This window comes from Streptomyces mobaraensis (assembly GCF_020099395.1).
Taxonomy (GTDB): domain Bacteria; phylum Actinomycetota; class Actinomycetes; order Streptomycetales; family Streptomycetaceae; genus Streptomyces.
This window is the reverse complement of record NZ_CP083590.1, coordinates 299,986-319,292: the sequence shown is the minus strand read 5'-3', so window position 1 is coordinate 319,292 and position 19,307 is coordinate 299,986. Positions and strand designations below refer to the sequence as shown.

Annotated in this window: 19 protein-coding genes; 8 read left to right on the top strand and 11 right to left on the bottom strand. The window is 74.2% G+C overall.

Annotated features, from left to right (window positions below):
• The first annotated feature begins 53 nt into the window (after positions 1–53).
• From K7I03_RS01055 to K7I03_RS01045, 3 genes are all read left to right on the top strand, one after another.
• Complete coding sequence (locus K7I03_RS01055) at positions 54–899, top strand: RNA polymerase sigma-70 factor (RefSeq protein ID WP_185945196.1); 846 nt, start codon at positions 54–56, stop codon at positions 897–899.
• Between the two features lie 62 nt (positions 900–961).
• Entirely contained in the window at positions 962–1,234 is a 273-nt protein-coding gene (locus tag K7I03_RS01050; RefSeq protein WP_221903493.1) for a hypothetical protein, read from the top strand.
• A 27-nt stretch (positions 1,235–1,261) separates the two neighbouring features.
• Positions 1,262–2,059: an Fpg/Nei family DNA glycosylase gene (locus K7I03_RS01045; RefSeq protein WP_185945194.1), complete on the top strand. Its 798-nt coding sequence runs from the start codon at positions 1,262–1,264 to the stop codon at positions 2,057–2,059.
• Between the two features lie 19 nt (positions 2,060–2,078).
• Here K7I03_RS01045 and aac(6') read toward each other — a convergent pair whose 3' ends face one another.
• On the bottom strand, positions 2,079–2,561 hold the full coding sequence (gene aac(6'), locus K7I03_RS01040) for an aminoglycoside 6'-N-acetyltransferase (RefSeq protein WP_185945193.1): 483 nt from the start codon (positions 2,559–2,561) through the stop codon (positions 2,079–2,081).
• A gap of 107 nt (positions 2,562–2,668) precedes the next feature.
• Here aac(6') and K7I03_RS01035 point away from each other — a divergent pair, with 107 nt between their 5' ends.
• Both K7I03_RS01035 and K7I03_RS01030 read left to right on the top strand, forming a co-directional pair.
• Complete coding sequence (locus K7I03_RS01035) at positions 2,669–3,304, top strand: TetR/AcrR family transcriptional regulator (protein ID WP_185945192.1); 636 nt, start codon at positions 2,669–2,671, stop codon at positions 3,302–3,304.
• A gap of 149 nt (positions 3,305–3,453) precedes the next feature.
• On the top strand, positions 3,454–3,900 hold the full coding sequence (locus tag K7I03_RS01030; RefSeq protein WP_185945191.1) for a hypothetical protein: 447 nt from the start codon (positions 3,454–3,456) through the stop codon (positions 3,898–3,900).
• Between the two features lie 30 nt (positions 3,901–3,930).
• On the opposite strand, the gene K7I03_RS01025 is transcribed toward K7I03_RS01030, so the two are convergent.
• The 4 genes from K7I03_RS01025 to K7I03_RS01010 form a co-directional block, all read right to left on the bottom strand.
• On the bottom strand, positions 3,931–4,503 hold the full coding sequence (locus tag K7I03_RS01025) for a class I SAM-dependent methyltransferase (RefSeq protein WP_185945190.1): 573 nt from the start codon (positions 4,501–4,503) through the stop codon (positions 3,931–3,933).
• Between the two features lie 160 nt (positions 4,504–4,663).
• Positions 4,664–5,482, bottom strand: a complete 819-nt coding sequence (locus K7I03_RS01020) for a hypothetical protein (protein ID WP_185945189.1) — start codon at positions 5,480–5,482, stop codon at positions 4,664–4,666.
• Positions 5,483–5,511: 29 nt separating this feature from the next.
• Entirely contained in the window at positions 5,512–6,486 is a 975-nt protein-coding gene (locus tag K7I03_RS01015; protein ID WP_185945188.1) for a 2-hydroxyacid dehydrogenase, read from the bottom strand.
• Positions 6,483–7,658: a lactate 2-monooxygenase gene (locus tag K7I03_RS01010; protein ID WP_185945187.1), complete on the bottom strand. Its 1,176-nt coding sequence runs from the start codon at positions 7,656–7,658 to the stop codon at positions 6,483–6,485. Before K7I03_RS01010 ends, K7I03_RS01015 begins: the two co-directional genes overlap by 4 nt.
• 115 nt (positions 7,659–7,773) lie before the next feature.
• Between K7I03_RS01010 and K7I03_RS01005 the strand changes: the two genes are divergently transcribed.
• Positions 7,774–8,937, top strand: a complete 1,164-nt coding sequence (locus K7I03_RS01005) for a PucR family transcriptional regulator (RefSeq protein ID WP_185945186.1) — start codon at positions 7,774–7,776, stop codon at positions 8,935–8,937.
• 31 nt (positions 8,938–8,968) lie between these two features.
• Here the strand turns inward: K7I03_RS01005 and K7I03_RS01000 are convergent, their stop codons facing one another.
• The 3 genes from K7I03_RS01000 to K7I03_RS00990 form a co-directional block, all read right to left on the bottom strand.
• Positions 8,969–9,607 carry an HNH endonuclease family protein gene (locus K7I03_RS01000; protein WP_185945185.1) on the bottom strand — a complete coding sequence of 213 codons (639 nt, stop codon included), beginning with the start codon at positions 9,605–9,607 and terminating at the stop codon, positions 8,969–8,971.
• Between the two features lie 276 nt (positions 9,608–9,883).
• Entirely contained in the window at positions 9,884–11,386 is a 1,503-nt protein-coding gene (locus K7I03_RS00995; protein ID WP_185945184.1) for an MFS transporter, read from the bottom strand.
• A gap of 305 nt (positions 11,387–11,691) precedes the next feature.
• Positions 11,692–12,243: a hypothetical protein gene (locus tag K7I03_RS00990; RefSeq protein ID WP_185945183.1), complete on the bottom strand. Its 552-nt coding sequence runs from the start codon at positions 12,241–12,243 to the stop codon at positions 11,692–11,694.
• A 100-nt stretch (positions 12,244–12,343) separates the two neighbouring features.
• Here K7I03_RS00990 and K7I03_RS00985 point away from each other — a divergent pair, with 100 nt between their 5' ends.
• Both K7I03_RS00985 and K7I03_RS00980 read left to right on the top strand, forming a co-directional pair.
• Complete coding sequence (locus K7I03_RS00985; protein WP_185945182.1) at positions 12,344–13,267, top strand: hypothetical protein; 924 nt, start codon at positions 12,344–12,346, stop codon at positions 13,265–13,267.
• A 106-nt stretch (positions 13,268–13,373) separates the two neighbouring features.
• Positions 13,374–13,610 carry a hypothetical protein gene (locus K7I03_RS00980; protein WP_185945181.1) on the top strand — a complete coding sequence of 79 codons (237 nt, stop codon included), beginning with the start codon at positions 13,374–13,376 and terminating at the stop codon, positions 13,608–13,610.
• Between the two features lie 54 nt (positions 13,611–13,664).
• Here the strand turns inward: K7I03_RS00980 and K7I03_RS00975 are convergent, their stop codons facing one another.
• From K7I03_RS00975 to K7I03_RS00965, 3 genes are all read right to left on the bottom strand, one after another.
• Entirely contained in the window at positions 13,665–15,875 is a 2,211-nt protein-coding gene (locus tag K7I03_RS00975) for a terpene synthase family protein (RefSeq protein ID WP_185945171.1), read from the bottom strand.
• A 199-nt stretch (positions 15,876–16,074) separates the two neighbouring features.
• Positions 16,075–17,484, bottom strand: a complete 1,410-nt coding sequence (locus tag K7I03_RS00970) for a family 2B encapsulin nanocompartment shell protein (RefSeq protein WP_185945170.1) — start codon at positions 17,482–17,484, stop codon at positions 16,075–16,077.
• 332 nt (positions 17,485–17,816) lie between these two features.
• The gene (locus K7I03_RS00965; protein ID WP_224346801.1) at positions 17,817–19,022 is read right to left on the bottom strand and encodes an NAD-dependent epimerase/dehydratase family protein; all 1,206 of its coding nucleotides are present in this window, start codon (positions 19,020–19,022) and stop codon (positions 17,817–17,819) included.
• Positions 19,023–19,307: the final 285 nt, after the last annotated feature.

Below are 19,307 nucleotides of genomic sequence, written 5' to 3'. Positions count from 1 at the left end.
CGCGCCGGAGCGGGGGAACGGCCGGAGCAGGAGGAACGGGGAGACCGGGGACGATGGACGACGTGTTCGAGGGGCAGCGGCCCCTGCTGCTGGGGATCGCCTACCGGATGCTGGGCAGCATGTGGGACGCCGAGGACGTGGTCCAGGAGGCGTACCTCCGCTGGGCCCGCACCGACCGGGAGACCGTCCGCGACCCGCGCGCCTTCCTCGCGACGGTCGTCTCCCGTCTCGCCCTGGACCAGCTGCGCTCCGCCCGCGTCACCCGCGAGGCGTACCGGGGCGAGTGGCTGCCGGAGCCCGTCGCCACGGACGCGGCCGGCCCGCTGGACACGGCGGAACTGCGCGACAGCCTCTCCTACGCCACCCTCCACATGATGGAACGGCTCACCCCGCCGGAGCGGGCGGTGTTCGTGCTGCGGGACGCCTTCGAGATGCCGTACGAGCAGATCGCCGAGGTCGTCGGCGCCTCCGCGGCGACCTGCCGGCAGATCCACCGCCGCGCCCTCGGCCACCTCACGGCCGCCCGGCCCCGGCCGCGGCCGTCGCGCGAGGAGCACGAGCGGCTGCTCACCCGGTTCCTGGAGGCGGCGGCCGGCGGCGACCTGGCCGGGCTGAAGGACCTGCTGAGCGCCGAGGTGACGGTGTGGAGCGACGGCGGCGGCAAGGTCAGCGCGGCCTTGCGGCCGATCCTCGGCCGGGACAAGGCGACGGCGTTCGTGCTGGGGCTGGCGTCCAAGTACGAGATCACCGCCCAGCGGTTCCTCGAGCTCAACGGCGAGCCCGCGCTGAGGCTCAGCGCGCGCGGCGGCGACCAGGTCGTCCTGATCGACGTACGCGACGGCCGGATCCACGCCGTCTTCGCCGTCCTCAATCCGGACAAACTCCGATACGCGGAGTGAGGGGCGGAACGGGCGCCGGGCGGCGTTCGTGTCGTTTGTCCCCGGTGGCTCGTTGGCACGGCATGAACAACCGCATCATGTCGCGCATCGCCGCCGGGTCGCTGCTCCTCCTCTCCGGCGGCCTCGCCACCGCGACCACCGCCGCGTACGCCGCCGAAGGCCCGACGGCCGCCCCCGCCCCCGCACCCGCCGCCTCGGGTGTCACCCAGCGGCTCTCCAACCTGGCCGCCACCGGTGACGCCACGGCGGGCCGGGCCGCATCCTGGGTGGAGGACGCCGTGCCGGAGGAGGTGAGCGGCCGGGTGTCCCTCAAGACACCGCTGTCCCGCGACTGAGGGACCGTACGCCGTGGGAGGCGCCGCATGCCCGAGGGCGACACCGTCTGGCGGACCGCGCGGCGCCTCCACCGCGCTCTGGCGGGGACCACTTTGACCCGCGGCGACCTGCGCGTCCCCGCCCTGGCGACGACCGATCTCGGCGGCCGGGACGTCGTCGAGGCGGTGTCGCGGGGCAAACACCTGCTCCTGCGGCTGGACGGCGGCCTCACCCTCCACTCGCACCTCGGGATGGAGGGCTCCTGGCGCGTCCACGCCGCCGGCGAGCGCCCGCGCGGCGGCCCCGGGCACCAGATCCGCGCCGTCCTCGCCAACGACCGCCACGTCGCGGTCGGTTACCGTCTCCCCGTGCTCGAACTCCTGCGCACCGCCGACGAGTCCACCGTCGTCGGCCACCTCGGGCCGGACCTCCTCGGCCCGGACTGGGACGCGGCGGAGGCGCTGCGCCGCCTCCTCGCCGACCCCGGACGGGCCGTCGGCGACGCGCTGCTCGACCAGCGCAACCTCGCCGGCGTCGGCAACGTCTACAAGTCCGAGATCTGCTACATGCTGCGGATCTCGCCGTGGCTGCCCATGGGGCGGGTGCCGTCGCCGGCCCGGCTGCCGGCCCTGGCCCGGAAGCTCCTCGACGTCAACAAGGACCGCTCCGCCCGGATCACCACCGCCGACCCCCACCCCGACCGCCGGCTCTGGGTCTACGGCCGCGCGGGCCGCCCCTGCCGCCGGTGCGGCGGGCCGGTCCGCCTCGCGGACCAGGGGGAGCCCGGCCGGGAACGGCCGACCTACTGGTGTCCGCGCTGCCAGGGCGGGACGGAGGACGTGTGAGTCGGACGAGTCAGGCGGGTCAGGTGAGTTCGTCCGCGAGCAGGTCCATGAGCAGGGCGTCCTGCCAGACCCCCGAACGGTGGTCGCGCTGGTACGCGCGCAGGATCCCGACCGGCCGGAAGCCGAGCTTGGTGTAGCAGCGGATGGCCGCCGTGTTGGCGGCCAGCGGGTCGAGGGTGAGCCGGTGGTGGCCGCGTTCGCCGATCAGCCACCGGGCGAGCGTGCGGAGGGCGTCGGCGCCGAGCCCCTCGCCGTGGTGAGCCGTCGTCAGGAAGATGTCCATGCCGGCGCTCCGGAACTCCGGGTCGGTCTCCTCGTCGTACCGGACCGCTCCGACGACCTCGCCGCCGGGCGTGCCGAGGGTGACGGCGAGCATGTCCGTGTAGTCGTCCGGCGGCGACCACCAGCGCGCGACGGCCGGCTCCCGGACGATCCTGTCGAGGATCACGGCGTCCCCGTTCCCGGCGGGCCGCAGTACGACCCTCTCCCCGCGCAGTTCCATGGCCGCCATTGTCGGCGGCGGCGGGTGGCGCGGGAAACGAATTACCAGGTCACATAGTGGACTCGGTCAGTTGAGTTCCCTGGTAACGCGCGTGTTAGGGTGACCGCATGGACGGATCGACGGGTCTGCGGGAGCGCAAGAAGCAGCGGACGCGGGCGGCCATCTCCGACACGGCGATCAGGCTGTTCCTCCGGCACGGCTTCGACGGGGTGTCGGTCGCGGACGTCGCGGCGGAGGCCGAGGTCTCCAAGCCCACGCTGTTCCGGTATTTCCCGACCAAGGAGGACCTGGTCGTCCACCGGTTCGCCGACCACCAGACCGAGGCGGCCGACCTGGTCCGCGAACGCGGCCCCGGGGTCTCCGTCCTGGACGCCCTGCACCGCGACTTCCGCGCCCGGCTCGACGCCCGCGACCCCATCACCGGCCTCAACGACGCCGCCGAGGTCCTCGCCTTCCACGGCCTCATCCGCTCCACGCCGACCCTGGTGGCCCGCATGGGCGAGTACCTGGCACGCGAGGAGGAGTCCCTGGCCGAGGCCCTCCGCGAGACGCTGGACACCGAACGCCCGGAGATCACCGCCCGGCTGCTGGCCGGACAACTGGTCGCCACCCGGCGGACCCTCGCCCTGGCCAACTGGGAACGCATCGTCACGGGCCGCTCGGCCGACGAGGTCCACCCCGAGGCCGTCGCCGACGCCGACCACGCCTTCTCCCTGCTGCGCGACGGCTTCCGCGAGAACTGACGGGCATCCAGGAGAGCGGACGGGCTTCCGCGAGAGGCGACGCCCGCCGCGCCCGTCATGCCCGCCCGAGAGCCGCCTTTCACGCACGGCATATGATCGACGGCCGGTCCGGGCCGTCCGCCCGGGCCGTCGCCGTCGGAAGAGGAGACATGCGCAAGACAGCCATGGCCGTCATCACGGTCGCGACCGCCGCACTGCTGGCCGGTTGCGGTGGCGGGGACAAGGGTGACGACAAGGGCGACAAGGCCGCGTCCGCTTCGCAGGGGTCGGAGGCCCGGCCCAAGGAGGACACCGACAAGGGGACGTCCCACCAGGTGACCCTGGAGGTGCGGGGCAAGGGGACGACGCAGATCTACTACAACCTCGACGGCAACGGCGCACAGCAGGTGACCCTGCCCTGGAAGAGGACCGCCACCATCACGCCGGAGGGCGCGGAACGCACGGTCGGCCGGCTGGTGAGCGTGGTCCCCGGCTCGTCGCAGGACGAGAACGGGATGCTGCGCGCCGGGTCGTGCACCATCGTCGTCGACGGGAAGAAGGTCGCGGACAACCAGGACGGCAAGAGCAACAAGCCCTGCGAGTACAAGGTGAAGTAGCCGCCCGGCAGGCCCCTCCGGGCCGCCGGCTCACGCGCCGCCCGCGAAGGCCCGGAAGCGGAACCTGCCCTTTCCAGCGCTGACCCGGGCCTCCTCGAAGCCCGCCGCCCTGAGCCGGGCCGCCAGCGTGCCCGGCGGCACCGGCACACAGGTGTCGCCCCGGTGCACGAGGCGGAAGACGGTCCCGTCCAGGGAGTCGCAGCCCGCGAAGACCCCGCCCGGCCGCAGCACCCGGCGCGCCTCGGCGAACAGCCGGTCCTGCCGTTCGGGCGAGGGCACGTGGTGGAGCATCGTGAAGCACGTGACCGCGTCGAACCGCCCGTCCGGCAGTGGCAGTTCGGCGCCGTCCGCGTGGACGACCCCGGCCCGCCCGCCGTAGCGGCGGCGCAGCCGTTCGACGGCGGCCGGGTCGGCCTCGGCGAGCGTCAGCCGGTCCACCCGGCACAGCAGCCCGTCCGTCGTGACGCCGTACCCCGGGCCGATCTCCAGCGCGTCGGAACCGAGCGGCACACCGTCCAGCGCCCAGGGCAGCACCTGCTCCTCGACGGTCCGGGCCCAGCGCCGGGACCGGCAGTAGAGGCGGTGGTAGCGGTTCATCGCCATACGGCGAGGCTAGGACGGGCCGCGGGCGCCGCCTACCGGGCGGGCCGCGCACCCGGCCCGTATCCGCCACCGCCGCGGCCCGCTCCGGCCCGGGTCTCCCCGCCGTGCGCCGGCGTTCGGCCACGTCGGCGCACGGGGAAGTTCGGCCGGACTTCGGCCGTCAGGAGCAGCTCGCGTCCGCGCACAGCCGCCACGGCCCCCAAGCCAGGAGGGGGTCTCGCTCGGTGACCGTCCAGAAGCGGTCGCGGTTCCACTCCCGGGCGACCAGCCGCAGCCGGCCGTCGGGGAGCTGGGTGACGGACGAGGGCGCGCTCAGCCCCACGTTGCTCTCCGGCACCGGGCCCGTGGCGCGGACCGCGCCCCAGCGGTCGTCGGCGGTCGCGTCCTGGCTGCGCACCTCCATGGCCGCGCCGGTGGACCGGCTCGCGGCGAAGGCGTGCAGCCGGCCGGCACGGTCCTTGAAGAGGGTCAGACCGCCGTGGTACGGAGGCGGCGCCAGCTCGAAGCTCTCCGCCGGGGGCCATGGGTCGTCGGGCGTGCGCAGCACGGTGTGGCAGAAGCCGCCGTAGGAGGAGAAGAACACCTCCAGCCCGCCGGCGGAGTTCTCCACCGCGTCCACCTCGTACAGCTTGGGTCCGACGGGCGTCGCGCTCACCCGCTCCCAGTCGCCGTACGCGCCGCCCGGCTCGTCCTGCGACCGGTGCCAGACGAAGGGCAGTCCGCCCATCGTCGAGGTGTCGTAGAACTGCTGGAACTGCTCGGTCCTGCCGTCGGCGCGGACGGCCGACACCAGTGACCCGGCCACGGGCCGGTCGGGCCGGCCGAGGGCCGTGGTGTCCGCGCCACACGCCCGCGCCACGGTCCTGGCGTTCGCGGGCGACGCCGCCGCGACGCCGCCCGCGAACGCGGGCAGCAGCGCCAGGACGCCGCACAGCAGCCCGCGGACTAAGCGGTGGCGAAAGGCCGTTCTTCGGTGCATATCGGAACCTCCGGTCGGGGAAGGGGACTTCAGGAGACCGCGTCCCGCGGCGGTGCGCCCTCGAAGTACTCCAGGACGTTCTGCACGGCGGCGAGCGCGATGCGCACCAGCGTCTCCCGGGTGACGCCCGCGACGTGCGGGGAGAGGACCACGTTGGGGGCGCGCAGCAGCCGCAGCGACGCCGGGGGCGGCTCCGGGTCGAAGACGTCCAGCCCGGCGCCGGCCAGCGCGCCCGCCTCCAGGGCGTCGGCGAGCGCCTCCTGGTCGATCAGGGCGCCGCGGGCCGTGTTCACCACGAAGGCGGTGGGCTTGAGCAGGGCCAGCCGCCCGGCGTCCAGCAGGTGCCGGGTGGCGGCGGTGAGCGGCGCGTGCAGCGTCACGTAGTCGGACGTGCGGAGCAGCTCCTCCAGCTCGACGCGGCGGGCGCCGAGCCGGGCCTCGGTCTCCGGCGGGGCCGCCTCCGGCCCGCTGTAGACGATCCGCATGTCGAACGCGGCCGCCCGGCGGGCGACTTCGGTGCCGATCGTGCCCAGACCCACGATGCCCAGCGTCTTGCCGGACAGCTCGGTGATCGACGACTGGAGGCGTGGCAGCGCCCAGTCGCCCTCGGTGAGCGCGGTGTGCGCCGGGACGAGTTGCTTGGCGAGGGCCAGCATCAGGGCGAAGGTCTGCTCGGCCACGTTCTGCCGCTCCGCTGTGCTGGAGCCGATGGTGCAGACCGGGACCGAGTGCGCGCGGGCGGCGTCCAGGTCCACGTAGTCGTAGCCGTGGCTGGCGCACTGGACGAGCTCCAGGGCGGGCGCGGCGGCGAAGTGCGCGGCCGTCACCGGCCCGAGACCGGTGATGACGACGTGTGCCTCGCGCAGCGCGGCCGGGTCCTCGTCGGCCGTCTCCACGACGGTGACCCGGGCCCGGCCCGGGAACAGCCCGGCGAGCGCGGCGCCGGCCGCCCGCCCGCCGACGTGCGGGGAGACCACGGCCAGGACGTTCTTCGGCTCGCTCACAGCGCCTCCCGGACGAGGTCGGCGGGGCCCGGCGAGGCGGGGTCCGCGTGCCCGGACAGGGCCAGGGTGAGGTCCAACTCGGCCAGCACGGACCGGACGACGTGGTCCACGCCCGCCTGCCCGTCCAGGGCCAGCCCGTACACGTACGGCCGGCCCAGCAGCACCGCCCGCGCGCCCAGCGCGAGGGCCTTGAACACGTCGTCGCCCGTGCGCACCCCGCTGTCGAACAGGACGGTCAGCCGGTCGCCGGCCGCCGCCACCACGCCGGGCAGCGCGTCGGCGGCGGCCACCGCGCCCGCCACCTGCCGGCCGCCGTGGTTGGAGACGACGACGCCGTCCATGCCCGCGTCGGCGGCGGCCCGCGCGTCGTCCGGGTGCAGCACGCCCTTGAGCACGATCGGGCCGTCCCAGTGCTCGCGGAGGAACGCCAGGTCGGGCCAGGTCTTCCCGGCGTCGGAGAACATTCCGAGGAAGTGCCGGACCGCCGCCTCGCGGTCCTCCTCCACGGGCTTGGCCAGCCCGGCCCGGAACGCCGGGTCGCTGAAGTAGTTGGCCGTGCCGACGCCGTGCAGGAACGGCAGGTACGCCTGGTCCAGGTCGCGCGGGCGCCAGGACAGCAGCGGGGTGTCCAGGGTGACGAACAGGGCCGTGTAGCCCGCCTCCCGGGCCCGGGTCAGGAAACTCCGGGCCACCTCGCGGTCCTTCGGCCAGTACAGCTGGAACCACCGCTCGGCGTCGCCCATCGCCTCCGCGACCCGCTCCATCGGGGTGCTCGACGCCGACGACAGGACGTACGGGACGCCGAGCGCGGCGGCGGCGCGGGCCGCGGCCGGCTCGGCGTCCGGGTGCGCGATCTTCAGGATGCCGACCGGCGCCAGCGCGAGCGGCGCCGGCAGCCGGCGGCCGAACAGCTCGACGGACAGGTCGCGTTCGGCCACGTCCCGCAGCATCCGCGGCACGATCCGCCAGCGGTCGAGGGCGGCGCGGTTGGCGCGGGCGGTGCTCCCGGTGCCCGCCGCGCCGATCATGTACCCCGCCGGGCCGGCGCCGAGCCGCCGTTCGACCAGCTCCTCCAGCCGGCTCGGGTCGGCCGGCAGCCGGGGGACCGCCCCCGACAGGCCGTTCAGGTAGATCTCGTACTGGTAGTCCGCCCAGCGCGGCGTGGTGCTCATGGGTCCGTCCCGCCTCCCGTCCGTGGAACCGCTGCGTTCCGGCAGCGATCCTCACGGCGGTGACGTGCCCCGTCCACGGTGGTGCGCACGGGGTGAGTACTGCGACCATCACGGGGTGACGAACGAACGCGAGCGGATCCGCCGGGAGCTGGTCACCGACCCGCGCGTCGTCGAGGCCGTCGTCGACGCGGTGCACGAACGGGTCCCCGCCTACGCGGACCTGGACGACGGGCGCCGCGGGGAGGTCCGGGCCATAGCGGGCTGGGCGCTGGAGCGCTTCCTGCACCTGTGGGCCGTCGACGGCGACATCGGCCCCGCAGACCTGCGCCGCTTCCGCGGCATCGCGGCCGCCCGGGCGGCCGACGGCCGCCCGCTGCCGGCCGTGCTGCGGGCCTACCGGGTCGCCGCCGCCGTACTGGTGGACGAGATCGCGGCCCGCGCCGCCCCCTCCGCCGCCGCCGACGCGTTCGCCCTCACCCGGCAGCTCCTCACCACCCTCGACACCCTGTGCGAGGTGATGGCCGGTTCCTACACCGCCACCAGCGAACGGCTGGCGGGCGACCGGGCGCAGGCGCTGCGCCTGCTGCTGGACGACCTGATCGCCGGCCGGCACGCGTCCGTCGGCGCCGTGACGGACCGCGCGGCCCGCCTCGGCGTCGAACTGCCGTACCCCTACTGCCTGCTGGTCGTCGGACCGGGCGAGGGCGACCGCCCGGCGGACCCGGCGGAGCTGCTCGCCGTGCTCACCGGCCCGGCCACCGGCACCCCGCTGGCCACCGCGCAGGGGCCGCGCACGGTGCTGCTGCTCCCGGCGGACGCCGTCGCGGCGGCCCCGGGGGTGCTGGCGGAACGCGGGCTGCGCGGCTGCGCGATCACCGGTGAGGGCCTGGACCGGATCGCCGTCGCCCACCGCCTCGCCGCCGGCGCCCTCGCCACCGCGCCGGAGCACGCCCACCGCCCCGGGCGGCTCCTCACCGACGCCGACGCGCACGTCCTCGCCCTGCTCGCCGGGCACCCGGCCACGGACGCGGAGCACATCGGCCGCCTGGTCCTCGGCCTGCTCGCCCGGTCCGCCCAGCGGCACCTGCTGGAGGCCCTGACCGCGTACCTCGACACGGGCTCCGCCACCGCCGCCGCCCGCGGCCTGCGGCTGCACCCGCAGTCCCTGCGCTACCGGCTGCGCCGGGTCCGCGAACTGACCGGCCGCGACCCGCGCGACCCCTGGCAGCGGCTCACCCTCGACATCGCGCGGACGGTGGCGGGCCCGCCGCCCGGGTAGGACGACGGGCCCGGGGGAGGGGCGTTCCGGGTCAGCAGCCCTTGAGGACCGCCGCCAGCTTGTTCTTCTCGGCGCTGTCCACCGTGAGCTTGTAGTCGTGCTTGACGGTGACCCACATGCGCACGTACGTACAGGCGTAGTCGGCGCGCGAGGGCATCCACTTCGCCGGGTCCTTGTCGCCCTTCGCCTGGTTGACGCGGTCGGTCACGGCGATGAGCTGGGGGCGCGTCAGGTCGTTGGCGAACTTCTGCCGGTCCGCCTTGGTCCACGTGTTGGCCCCGGAGCGCCACGCCTCGGCGAGCGGGACGACGTGGTCGATGTCGATGTCGGAGGCGTCGTGCCAGGTGGCGCCGTCGTAGGGGGAGTACCAGGTGCCCTCGACGGCGGCGCAGCGGTCGTCCTGCTCGACGTCCTGGCCGTCGCGCTGGAGGACGACCTCGCGGGTGTTGCACTCCCCGTGCTGGGTGATCCAGTGCGGGAACTGGGCCCGGCTGTAGCCGTCGAGGGTGCCCTCGGGGCGGACGGTCAGCGCGTCCACGTACGAACGCGCGGTGGCGGCGTCCACCGGGGCCGGCGGCGCGGCCTGGGCGCTGGGTGCGTTGAGGACGATCGCGCCGGTCAGGGCGGCGAGGCCGGCGGTGACGGATATTCGACGCGCGTAGAGACGCATGGATGACGCTCCCGAGAGGTGGGTGGAGTGGGAATCGCGGATCAGGCTGATGGCACGGGGTGTCCGGGGGGTGAGTGCCGGGCAACACAATGGCGGCGTGCGCATGTCAAAACAAGTGTTCTGAAAGTGATCTCACTCTCGAAAACCGGATCCGGCCAGGAGCGGGGCGGGCGCGCGGTCATGCGGAAGGCCCGCACGCGGTGGGTGCGTGCGGGCCTTGTGCCGGCCTCCGGCCGGGGTCAGTGGCGTTGATGGTGCGTCAGGAAGTGCCGGGAGTCAGGGCGTGCCGGTCGGCGCGCCCGTGTCCGCGCTCGCGGCCGTGAGCGGGGTGGCGATGTCCTCCAGCGAACGGCGCTCGGCGGGCAGCGCGAGGAAGCCCGCCACCACACCCGCGACCGTCATCAGGGTGGCGCCGATCTGGAACGCCAACACCGTGTCACCGACCACTCCGGAGCCCGTCAGCTTGGCGAACAGCAGCGGGCCGGTGATGCCGCCGGCGGCCGTGCCGACCGCGTAGAAGAACGCGATGGCCAGCGCGCGCGTCTCCATCGGGAAGATCTCGCTGACCGTCAGATAGGCGCTGCTCGCGCCCGCCGAGGCGAAGAACAGCACCGCGCACCAGCAGGCCGTCATCGTGGCCGCCGTCAGCGAACCCCGGCCGAACAGCCAGGCGGTGCCGAACAGCAGCAGACCGCTCAGCACATACGTGCCCGTGATCATCGGCCGCCGGCCGACGGTGTCGAAGAGGCGCCCCAGCAGCAGCGGGCCGAGGAAGTTCACGAAGGCGATGACCGCGAAGTAGTAGCCGGTGTGACCGGAGGGCACCGAGAAGAAGTCGGTGAGGATCGAGCCGAAGCCGAAGGTGATCGCGTTGTAGAGGAACGCCTGGCCGATGAAGAGCGCCAGCCCCAGCGCGGACCTGCGGGGATAGTCGCGGAAGACGGTCCGCGCGATGGTCAGGAAGCCGACGCTGCCGCGCCGGTGGATGGTGATCTTCCGGTCCACCGGCTCGCAGGGGCGGCCCGTGTCGGCGGCGACCTGCCGCTCGATGGAGCCGACGAGTTCCTCCGCCTCCTCGCCGCGGCCGTGGATGAACAGCCAGCGGGGCGACTCGGGGACGTTCCGCCGGACCAGCAGGATCACCAGACCCAGCACCACGCCGAGCCCGAAGGTGAGCCGCCAGCCGAGCCAGGCCGGGAACAGGGCGGTGTCGAGCATGAGGACCGACAGCAGCGACCCGCCCACGGCACCGATCCAGAAGCTGCCGTTGATGATGAGGTCGACGCGCCCGCGGTACGGGGCCGGTATCAGCTCGTCCACCGCGGAGTTGATGGCCGCGTACTCACCGCCGATGCCGCAGCCGGTGAGGAAGCGGAAGAGGAAGAACCACCAGGAGTGGAAGGAGAGCCCGGTCATCGCGGTCGCGGCCAGGTACACCGCGAGCGTCAGCATGAAGAGCCTTTTGCGGCCGAGCCGGTCGGTCAGCCAGCCGAAGAAAAGGGCGCCCACGCAGGCGCCCGCCACGTACAGCGCGGCGGCGAGGCCGGTCACCTGGGCGGAGGAGATGTCGAGGCCGCTGCCGTGCTCGGAGAGCCGGGAGGCGATGTTGCCGACGACGGTCACTTCGAGGCCGTCGAGTATCCACACCGTGCCGAGGCCGATCACCACCATCCAGTGCCACCGCGACCACGGCAGCCGGTCCAGCCGTGCCGGGACGGACGTGGTCACCGTCCCCGAGTCACCCCCCGCGCCGTCGGAACGTTGTTCGACCGTTGCCATGACGCACCTCCCGGACAGCTCGGCCGGAAACCCCGCGCCCCCGGCCGGACGTCCCGGCGTCTGCCCCCGGTGGTCGGCGGCACACCCGGTGACCTGGGTCGCGTGAGGCTCACGGGACGCGCGCGGCGAGTGCCGCACGAGCGGGTGAGGCAAGGAACGTGCGTGGTGTTGTCGGGGCCGGCCCGGGAGCACGACAGGTGCCCCGGACCCCGGTCCGGACGGAGCCGGTCCTTCCAGTTTCCCTCGGAACCGGCCGGCGGCCCACCCGAGCCGCCGGAGGCGGTGCCCGGCCGGGCACACCGGGGTCACCGGACGAGCAGGTCCCCGTCCGGCACGTCCGCCACCGCGACCACGGCACGCGGCTGCCCCAGCGCCCGGGCCACGGCCCGCGCGACGCCCTCGGCGTCGGGGCCCGAGGGCACCGGAACCCGCTCGTCCGGGCCGTACGCCTCGATGGCCTTGGTCAGATAGCCCGGGTGCCAGGCGCCGAGCGCGCCCTTCACCTCCACGGACCGCACCGGCCGGTGGCCGACCCGCGCCCGCAGGGCGGGCAGGATCGCGTCCGAGCGCAGCTCGCCGGGCACCTGGAACAGACTGGCGTGGGCGCCCACCAGCCCGCCGCCCGCGAGCCGCACGGTCACCGTCAGACAGCTGGTGACGCTCGGGTAGAGCAGCGGCGTGCCGGGGGCGGCCTCGCGCACCTGGCCCTCGGTGATCCGGACGGCGTCCCCGGGCACGGCGTGCGCGGCCGCGACGCGCGCCCCTGTAGCCGGCCGGGTCTCGGCGGCGGTCGCGGTCGCGGCCGGCAGGGCCAGGGCGAGGAGGGCGGCGGTCACGGCGGTGGAGGCGAGGCGCACAGGGGTCCTTTCACGGGTACGGAGGGGGCATCGAGCACAATAGTTCGAGTGCGGGTGCCGCCTGGCCCGTACCCCCGGCACGAGCGAGAGAGCACAGCGCATGGGCATCACGGTCGAATACGTTGCGTACCAGGACGACACGGATGCCGACGTCCGCCTGTACGAGGAGCTCTGCGCCGGACTGCAGATGCCCGTCCCCGACCTGGGCCGCGCCGCCGCCGACCGCCCGGCGTGGACCGTCGTCGCCCGCCGCCCCGACGGCCGCCTGCTCGGCTGGGCCGAGATCCACCCGCCGGCCGCCGGGGGAGACGCCGCCGACGTTCAGTGGCTGCTGGTCTCCCGGGAGCGCGAACGCCTCACCACCGGCGTCCACGCCCGGCGCGCCCCCACCGCCGAGGAGCGGGAGACGGCCGGCCGGCTGCTGCGCGGCGCGGCCCGCAGGGCGGCGGCCGACGGGATCCCGGCCCTCGAGTGGACCGGCACGGACGGCTACGGCGTCGCGGCGGACCTGGGCGCCGGCGCGAAGGAGGAGCCGGGCGGCCGCTGGACGACGCCCGTCCCCCTGGCCGACTGGCAACGGCCCGCCGGACTCCCGAGGGTGACGGTCCGTCAGGTCACTGTGCCGGCCGCCGCCGGCCTGCTCGCGGAGCACGCTCGCCTCTACGCCGAGGTCACCGGACGCCCCTACACCCCGCGCGACGCCGCCGAGGTGCTGCGCGACCTCCCGCCGCTCCCGCACCTCACCCTGGACCTCCTCACCCCCGCCGGCCGCACGGCCGCCCAGGTCACGGCCGTGATCGCCGGCACGGACGCGCTGGTCGACGTCGTCTTCCGGGGCGCCGCGGCCGACGGGCCAGCCGTCGCCGGACTGATCGCCGAACTCGCCGCCCGCCTCCGCCGCGACCACCCGCGGGCCACCCTGCTGGAGGTCCAGGAGCACGGCGACCCGGTCACCGCTGAGGCCCTGGCCGCGGCGGGCCTGCGCCCGGCCGAGCGCTGGTACCGGTACCGGCTGGAGCTCTGAGCCGACCGTCCGGCGCCGGGTGCCCGCTCCGCCGGGCGGGTGCAGCCCGTTCGACGCGCCAGGCGGGCGCTTGCCAGCGTCCGCCGCACTCCGGAGCATGCGGCGCATGGCAGAGTGCGAAGTTTGCGGCAACGACTACGACATGGCGTTCTTCGTCGAGACCCAGGACGGCTCCCGGCACGCCTTCGACTCCTTCTCCTGCGCCATCCACCGTATGGCCCCGATCTGCGAGCACTGCCGCGTCCGGGTCATCGGGCACGGCGTGGAGGCCGACGGGCAGTGGTACTGCTGCGCCCACTGTGCGCGGGAGGCCGGGAAGGCGGGCATCGTGGACCGGGTGTGAACCGGCGGCGGGGGCGGGACGGCGCCGACGGCCGCGTCCCGCCCCCGCCGCCGGTCAGCGAGCGGCCCCCCAGGGGACGGCGGGCAGGAACGCGGACGGCTCCGCCGCCGGAAGGAAACGGAAGTTCCGCTCCAGGTCCTCCTGGCGGTACCTCCGGCACCCCCGGTGCCAGTTGAGGATCCCCGCCAGCCAGTTCTCCAGCTGCTTCACATAGCCCTCCAGCGCCTCCCGCGCCTCCGGCCCCAGCCCGGCGTCCTCGTACAGCACCGGCAGCTCGTGCGTGGCCACGTGCCGGAACTGGCTCATCCGGCCGCGCATCAGATCGTCGACGATGGCGAGCGCCGCCCGCCGGTCGCAGCCGAAGAACGTCTGCACCACCAGGACGGAGTTGTGCACCTCGCCCTCGTACTCGATCTCCTTCTGGTACGAGAACACGTCGTTGAGCAGCGTGGCGTAGTCGATCGCCGCGTTCTCCAGGGAGCGGACCGTGCCGCTGCGGTAGACCTTGTCCGGCACCGCGCGCCCGTGCCCGACGCGGCACAGCGCGATGGTGAGGTCGGAGCCGAAGGTGGCGCGGCGCATCTCGATGTAGTCGACGGGCTCGGGGACGCGGTGCTCGGCCTGGTTCTGCAGCTCCCACAGCCAGCTCTCGCACATCACCTCGACGGCGTCCCGCAGTTGGGAGCGGCCCGCGGCGTCCATCGGCCCGGTCGTGCGCTCCCACAGGTCGGCGAGGCCGCGCTCCAGGGCGGTCAGCGGTACGGGCGCGGGAGCTCCCGTCAGGTCGAGGGGCATGAAGGTCAGCAGCCGGGCGTGGGTCAGCTTGGCGCCGGTCAGGTCGCGGGGCCGGCCGTAGACCACGGGGTAGTAGTCGTCGCCGTAGGTGCCCCAGGTCAGCCACTGCGAGGCCAGGTCGAGTTCCTCGGGGGTGGCGTCCGGGTGGAGGCCCGCGGCGCACAGCGGGAAGTCGTACCCGTACAGCTTGCGCTCGTCCCAGATGTACGACGCCGGCACCCCCGGCTGCGGGGCGAGCATGCCCATTTTCCGCGCCCACTCGACGGCGTTCGGCCGGGCGCGGTCCAGGTACGGGCTCAGCCGCAGGGTGAACGGCATGTCGAAGTCCGGCAGTTCGGACGGGCCGACGTGCTGGTGGGGGACGTGGGTGAGGGAGCGGAGGCGCTGGGCGCCCGCCGCCGCGAACAGGTGCTTGAGGCCGAGGCCGGACGTCCCGGGGCCGGTGGGGCCGGGCAGCCCGGGCAGCCCGGACGGGGCCGCCTCCTTGTTCATGTAGCGGCTGGAGCGCATGTGCCACTCATGGCCGCCCGACTGCCAGTCCTGGAGGCCCTTGGCGTAGGTGAGCACCGCCCGGCAGTCCTCCGGGCCGAGCGCGTGGTCGACGAAGAGCTGGGGGAGTTCGGTGACGACCGTGTGCTCGAACTGCTGCATCCGCGACGTCAGCAGGTCGTTGACGGACTCGGCGGCCTCCTGCGTCCCGCAGCCGAGGAAGGTCTCCAACACCAGGATGCCGTTGGAGAGTTCGCCCTCGTCCTCGACCTCGCGCTGGTACGAGAAGATGTCGTTGCGCAGGTGCACCGCGTCGGCGAACGTGTCGGACAGCACCCGCATCGGGCGCGTACCCGCCACCGACGCCGGCACCTCGGCGCCGGCCGCGTACTCCACCAGTCCGGCCGACCAGGGCGCGCCGCCCACCTTGCGGCGCATCTCGATGTACTCGACCGGGTTGGCGATCCTCCCCTCGTTGATGTTGGACAGCTCCCAGAGCGACTCGTCGAGCAGGTTCCGGGTGCTCTCCGCGAACCGGACCCGCCAGTCGGCGGACATGTGCGGGACCGTGCGCGCCCACAGGTCCGCCAGGCCCGCCTCCACCGGATGCGTCGGCTCGGGCACGGCGGCGCCGGGGTCCATGGGCATGAACGCCGGGAGCCGGTCCAGGTAGGCGCGGCCGCCCTCGCGGTCCTGCGTCCGCTTGAACAGCTCCAGGAAGTGGTCGTCGAAGAAGAACACCCACACGTACCAGTCGGTGACCAGCGACAGCGCCGGGCCGTCGCAGTCGGGGTGCGTGTAGGCGCAGAGCAGCGCGTAGTCGTGCGCGTCGAGGTCCGCCTGGTCCCACACGCCCGACCCCTCCAGCATGCCCATCCCGCGGGCCCACTCCCGTGCGTGGGCGCGTGCCTCCTCCAGGTGGGGGTTGAGCCGGGCGGGGTGGTTCAGGTAGAAGGCGGGCAGGGTGAAGGGCTGGGTCACTGCGAGACTCCTCGTCCGGTCCGCGCCGTGGCGGCGGCCGGCGCGTTCCTGATGCCGACGGGCCGGGCGGCCGCCGGCGACTCCTCGGCCGGAGCGGCGGCGGGACCGGCGGCGCGCGGTCCGGCACGTCACCGGGCGGTGCCCGGGGGCTCCCGCCGGCCCCGGGTCCCCGTCGGGGCCGGGACCGGGGCCGGCTCGGTCAGCGCCACCGGCCGATCTCGACGTTCTCCAGCACCCCGAGCGCGTCCGGCACCAGCACGGCAGCCGAGTAGTACGCCGTCACCAGGTACGACATGACCGCCTGCTCGTTGATGCCCATGAACCGCACCGACAGGCTCGGCTCGATCTCGTCCGGGATGCCGGCCTGCCGCAGCCCGATCACGCCCTGCTCGGCCTCGCCGGTACGCATGCAGATGATCGAGGTCGTCCGCGCCTCGGTGACCGGGATCTTGTTGCACGGGAAGATCGGCACCCCGCGCCAGGTCGGGATGCGGTGGCCGCCCATGTCGATCGTCTCGGGCACCAGCCCGCGCTTGTTGAACTCCCGCCCGATCGCCGCGATGGCCCGCGGGTGCGCCAGGAACAGCTTCGAACCCCGGCGGCGGCTGAGCAGTTCGTCCAGGTCGTCCGGGCTGGGGACGCCGTCGTGCGGCTGGAGCCGCTGGTCGTACTCGCAGTTGTTGAGGAGCCCGAACTCCCGGTTGTTGATCAGCTCGTGCTCCTGGCGCTCCTTGAGCGCCTCGACCGTGAGCCGCAGCTGCTGCTCCATCTGGTTCATCGGGTGGTTGTACAGGTCGGCGACGCGGGTGTGGACGCGCAGGATCGTCTGCGCCACGCTCAGCTCGTACTCGCGCGGGCGCTCCTCGTAGTCGACGAACGTCGCCGGGATGTCGGCCTCGCCGTGGTGGCCGGCGCGGAGTTCGATCTCCTTCTCGCCGTACTTGTTGGTCCGCTGGGCCGGCAGCGAGCGGATCCGCTCGACATGCCCGCGCAGCGACTCCGAGCGCTCCACCGCCTGGTCGAAGGCCAGCTTCGGCAGCACCAGGACCGTACAGGCCGTCGCGGCGCGGGTCGTGTACTCCCAGGTGGCGCCCGAGGCGAGCAGGGTGTCCCCGCCGAAGTGGTCGCCGTCCGCGAGCACGCCGAGCACCGCGTCGTCCCCGTAGGGACCCTCGCCGATCTTCTCCACCCGGCCGTGCGCGAGCAGCACGACCCCGTCGACGGGCTCGCCCTTCGTCGCCAGGACGTCGCCCGGCCCGTACTCGCGCTGCTCGCAACGGCGGGCGAGCTCGGTGAGCACGTCGGCGTCCTCGTACCCGTGCAGCGCCGCCAGCTCGCCGAGTTCGGCCGGGATGACCTCGACGCGGTCTCCCGTCTTGACGAACGTGACCCGGCCGTCGCCGACCGTGTACGTGAGCCGCCGGTTCACCCGGTAGGTACCGCCCTGGATGTGGCTCCACGGCAGCATCTTCAGGAGCCACCGGGAGGTGATCTCCTGCATCTGGGGTTCGGACTTGGTGGTCGTCGCCAGATTCCGCGCCGCGGCCGTTCCGAGGCTCTGCTGCGGACGGTCCTGCTCTTCGGTGCGGTTCTCTTCGGCTACGGACATGTGCGTGCCTTCCCGGGTTGCATGGCGGAGTGCGCTGTCGGCATGGGTGTGCCTCGGGAAGACTTACCAACGCGGAGTGTGGTCGTATCCTCACACAAGTGAGTGAGATTACGGTGGGGGTTTCGAGGGGGGTGTTCGAGGTTACGGTGCGTGGTCGGGGAGTTGGGCCCCTGTCCCGCCCTTTCTCCGTTTCCTGGGGCTGCGCCCCAGACCCCCTTTTTCGCGGCTTCGCCGCTCGTCCTCAAACGCCGGACGGGCTGGATCCGGGCTGAGCCGCACTTCAGCCCGTCCGGCGTTTGAGGACAACCGCGCGGAGCGCGGCTTCTTCTGCGTCAGCCCCGCACCATGGAGGCCAACACCTCCCGCCAGCCCTCTCCGGCCCGCGGCACGAGCAACTCCGCCAAGGCCTCCGCGCGATACCGGTGCCGATGACGCAGCCCGGGAGCGGACGTGTCCGCGGGAACGACGGGACCCGAGGTGCCCAGGAGACGGACGAGCTCCTCGGCGAACTCGGCCCACGCCACATGCCCACCGATCGCGTTGACGACCCCGTCCACCGGCCGCTCCACACAGTGCGTCAGCACCCGCGCCAGCGCGGCCGCGTGGATCCACGGCGCCCCCGCCCACGGATCACCCGAAGCGGGGACGGCCCCGGCGGCCGGCAGGACGACCGGGTCGCCCGCCCGCGCCGCCTGGTAGAGGTCACCGGTCGCGCCCCAGCGCAACTGGTCGCGCAGCCGCGGGTGATCGCCCCAGACGATGGGCGCCCGGACCACACTGGCCTCACCGCCGGCCGCCTCCAGCAGCAGGCGTTCGCAGTCGAGCTTGCCGCGCCCGTACGCGCTCACCGGCTCCTCGGAGGGCGCGCCCTCCGGGACCTCGGCCACCGACGGCGAGCCGTAGGCGTCGACGCTGCTGACGAAGACGAACGGCCCGGGACGCCGCCCCGCGAGGAGCGCCCGCATCGCGGCCACGTCCACCTCGGGGGAGGTGAAGGTGCAGGCGGAGTGGATGACGGCGGCCACGCCGCGCACGGCGGCGCGCAGGCTGTCCGGGTCGGTCAGGTCGCCCTCGGCGATCTCGACGTCGGGACCGTCCGGCACCAGGTGCGCCGATTCGGGCCGGACGAGCGCCCGCACCGGGCGCCCGCGCGCGGCGAGTTCGCGCAGGACGAACGCGCCCACGCCGCCCGTACCGCCGGTGACCAGGACCGTACCGGCCCGGGCGGACGTACGCCGCCCGCCCCCGGCCCCGGCGGCCGGGCGGGCCGCCGCGCGCCGCGCCGTCCGCTCGTCGAGCAGCGCGGCGAGCGCCCGCGGTGTGCGGTGCTCCAGTACGTCGAGGCCGGTGAGCGGCGCCCGGAAGCGCTCCCGCAGCCGTTCGGCGACCCGTACCGCGAGCAGCGAATGGCCGCCGAGGAGGAAGAAGTCGCCGTCGGGGCCCGGCCGTTCGCCGAGCAGGTCCGCGAAGACCGCCTCGACCTCGGGCGTCGGGCCGGGGAGGTGCTCGGCCGGCCGGGCCGGCGCGTCCTCCGGCACGGCCTGGGGGGGCGACGGCCGGCCGCCGCAGCGCGGCGTTCCCGGACCCGGCTACGCCCGTCAGCAGGCCCGCGAAGCCGTCCAGCAGGGCCCGCGCGGCCCCGCCGTCCAGCCGCCCGGCGTCGTACTGCACCAGGCACCGGGCCGGACGCCCGTCCGCCGCCTCCTCCAGGAAGAAGCCGAGGCCGAACTTGGCCGTGCCCAGCGGGACGTCGACCGGGACGCACTCCGCGTCCGGCAGTCGCAGCCCGACGGGACCGGACACGACGTCCGCCGTGACACCCA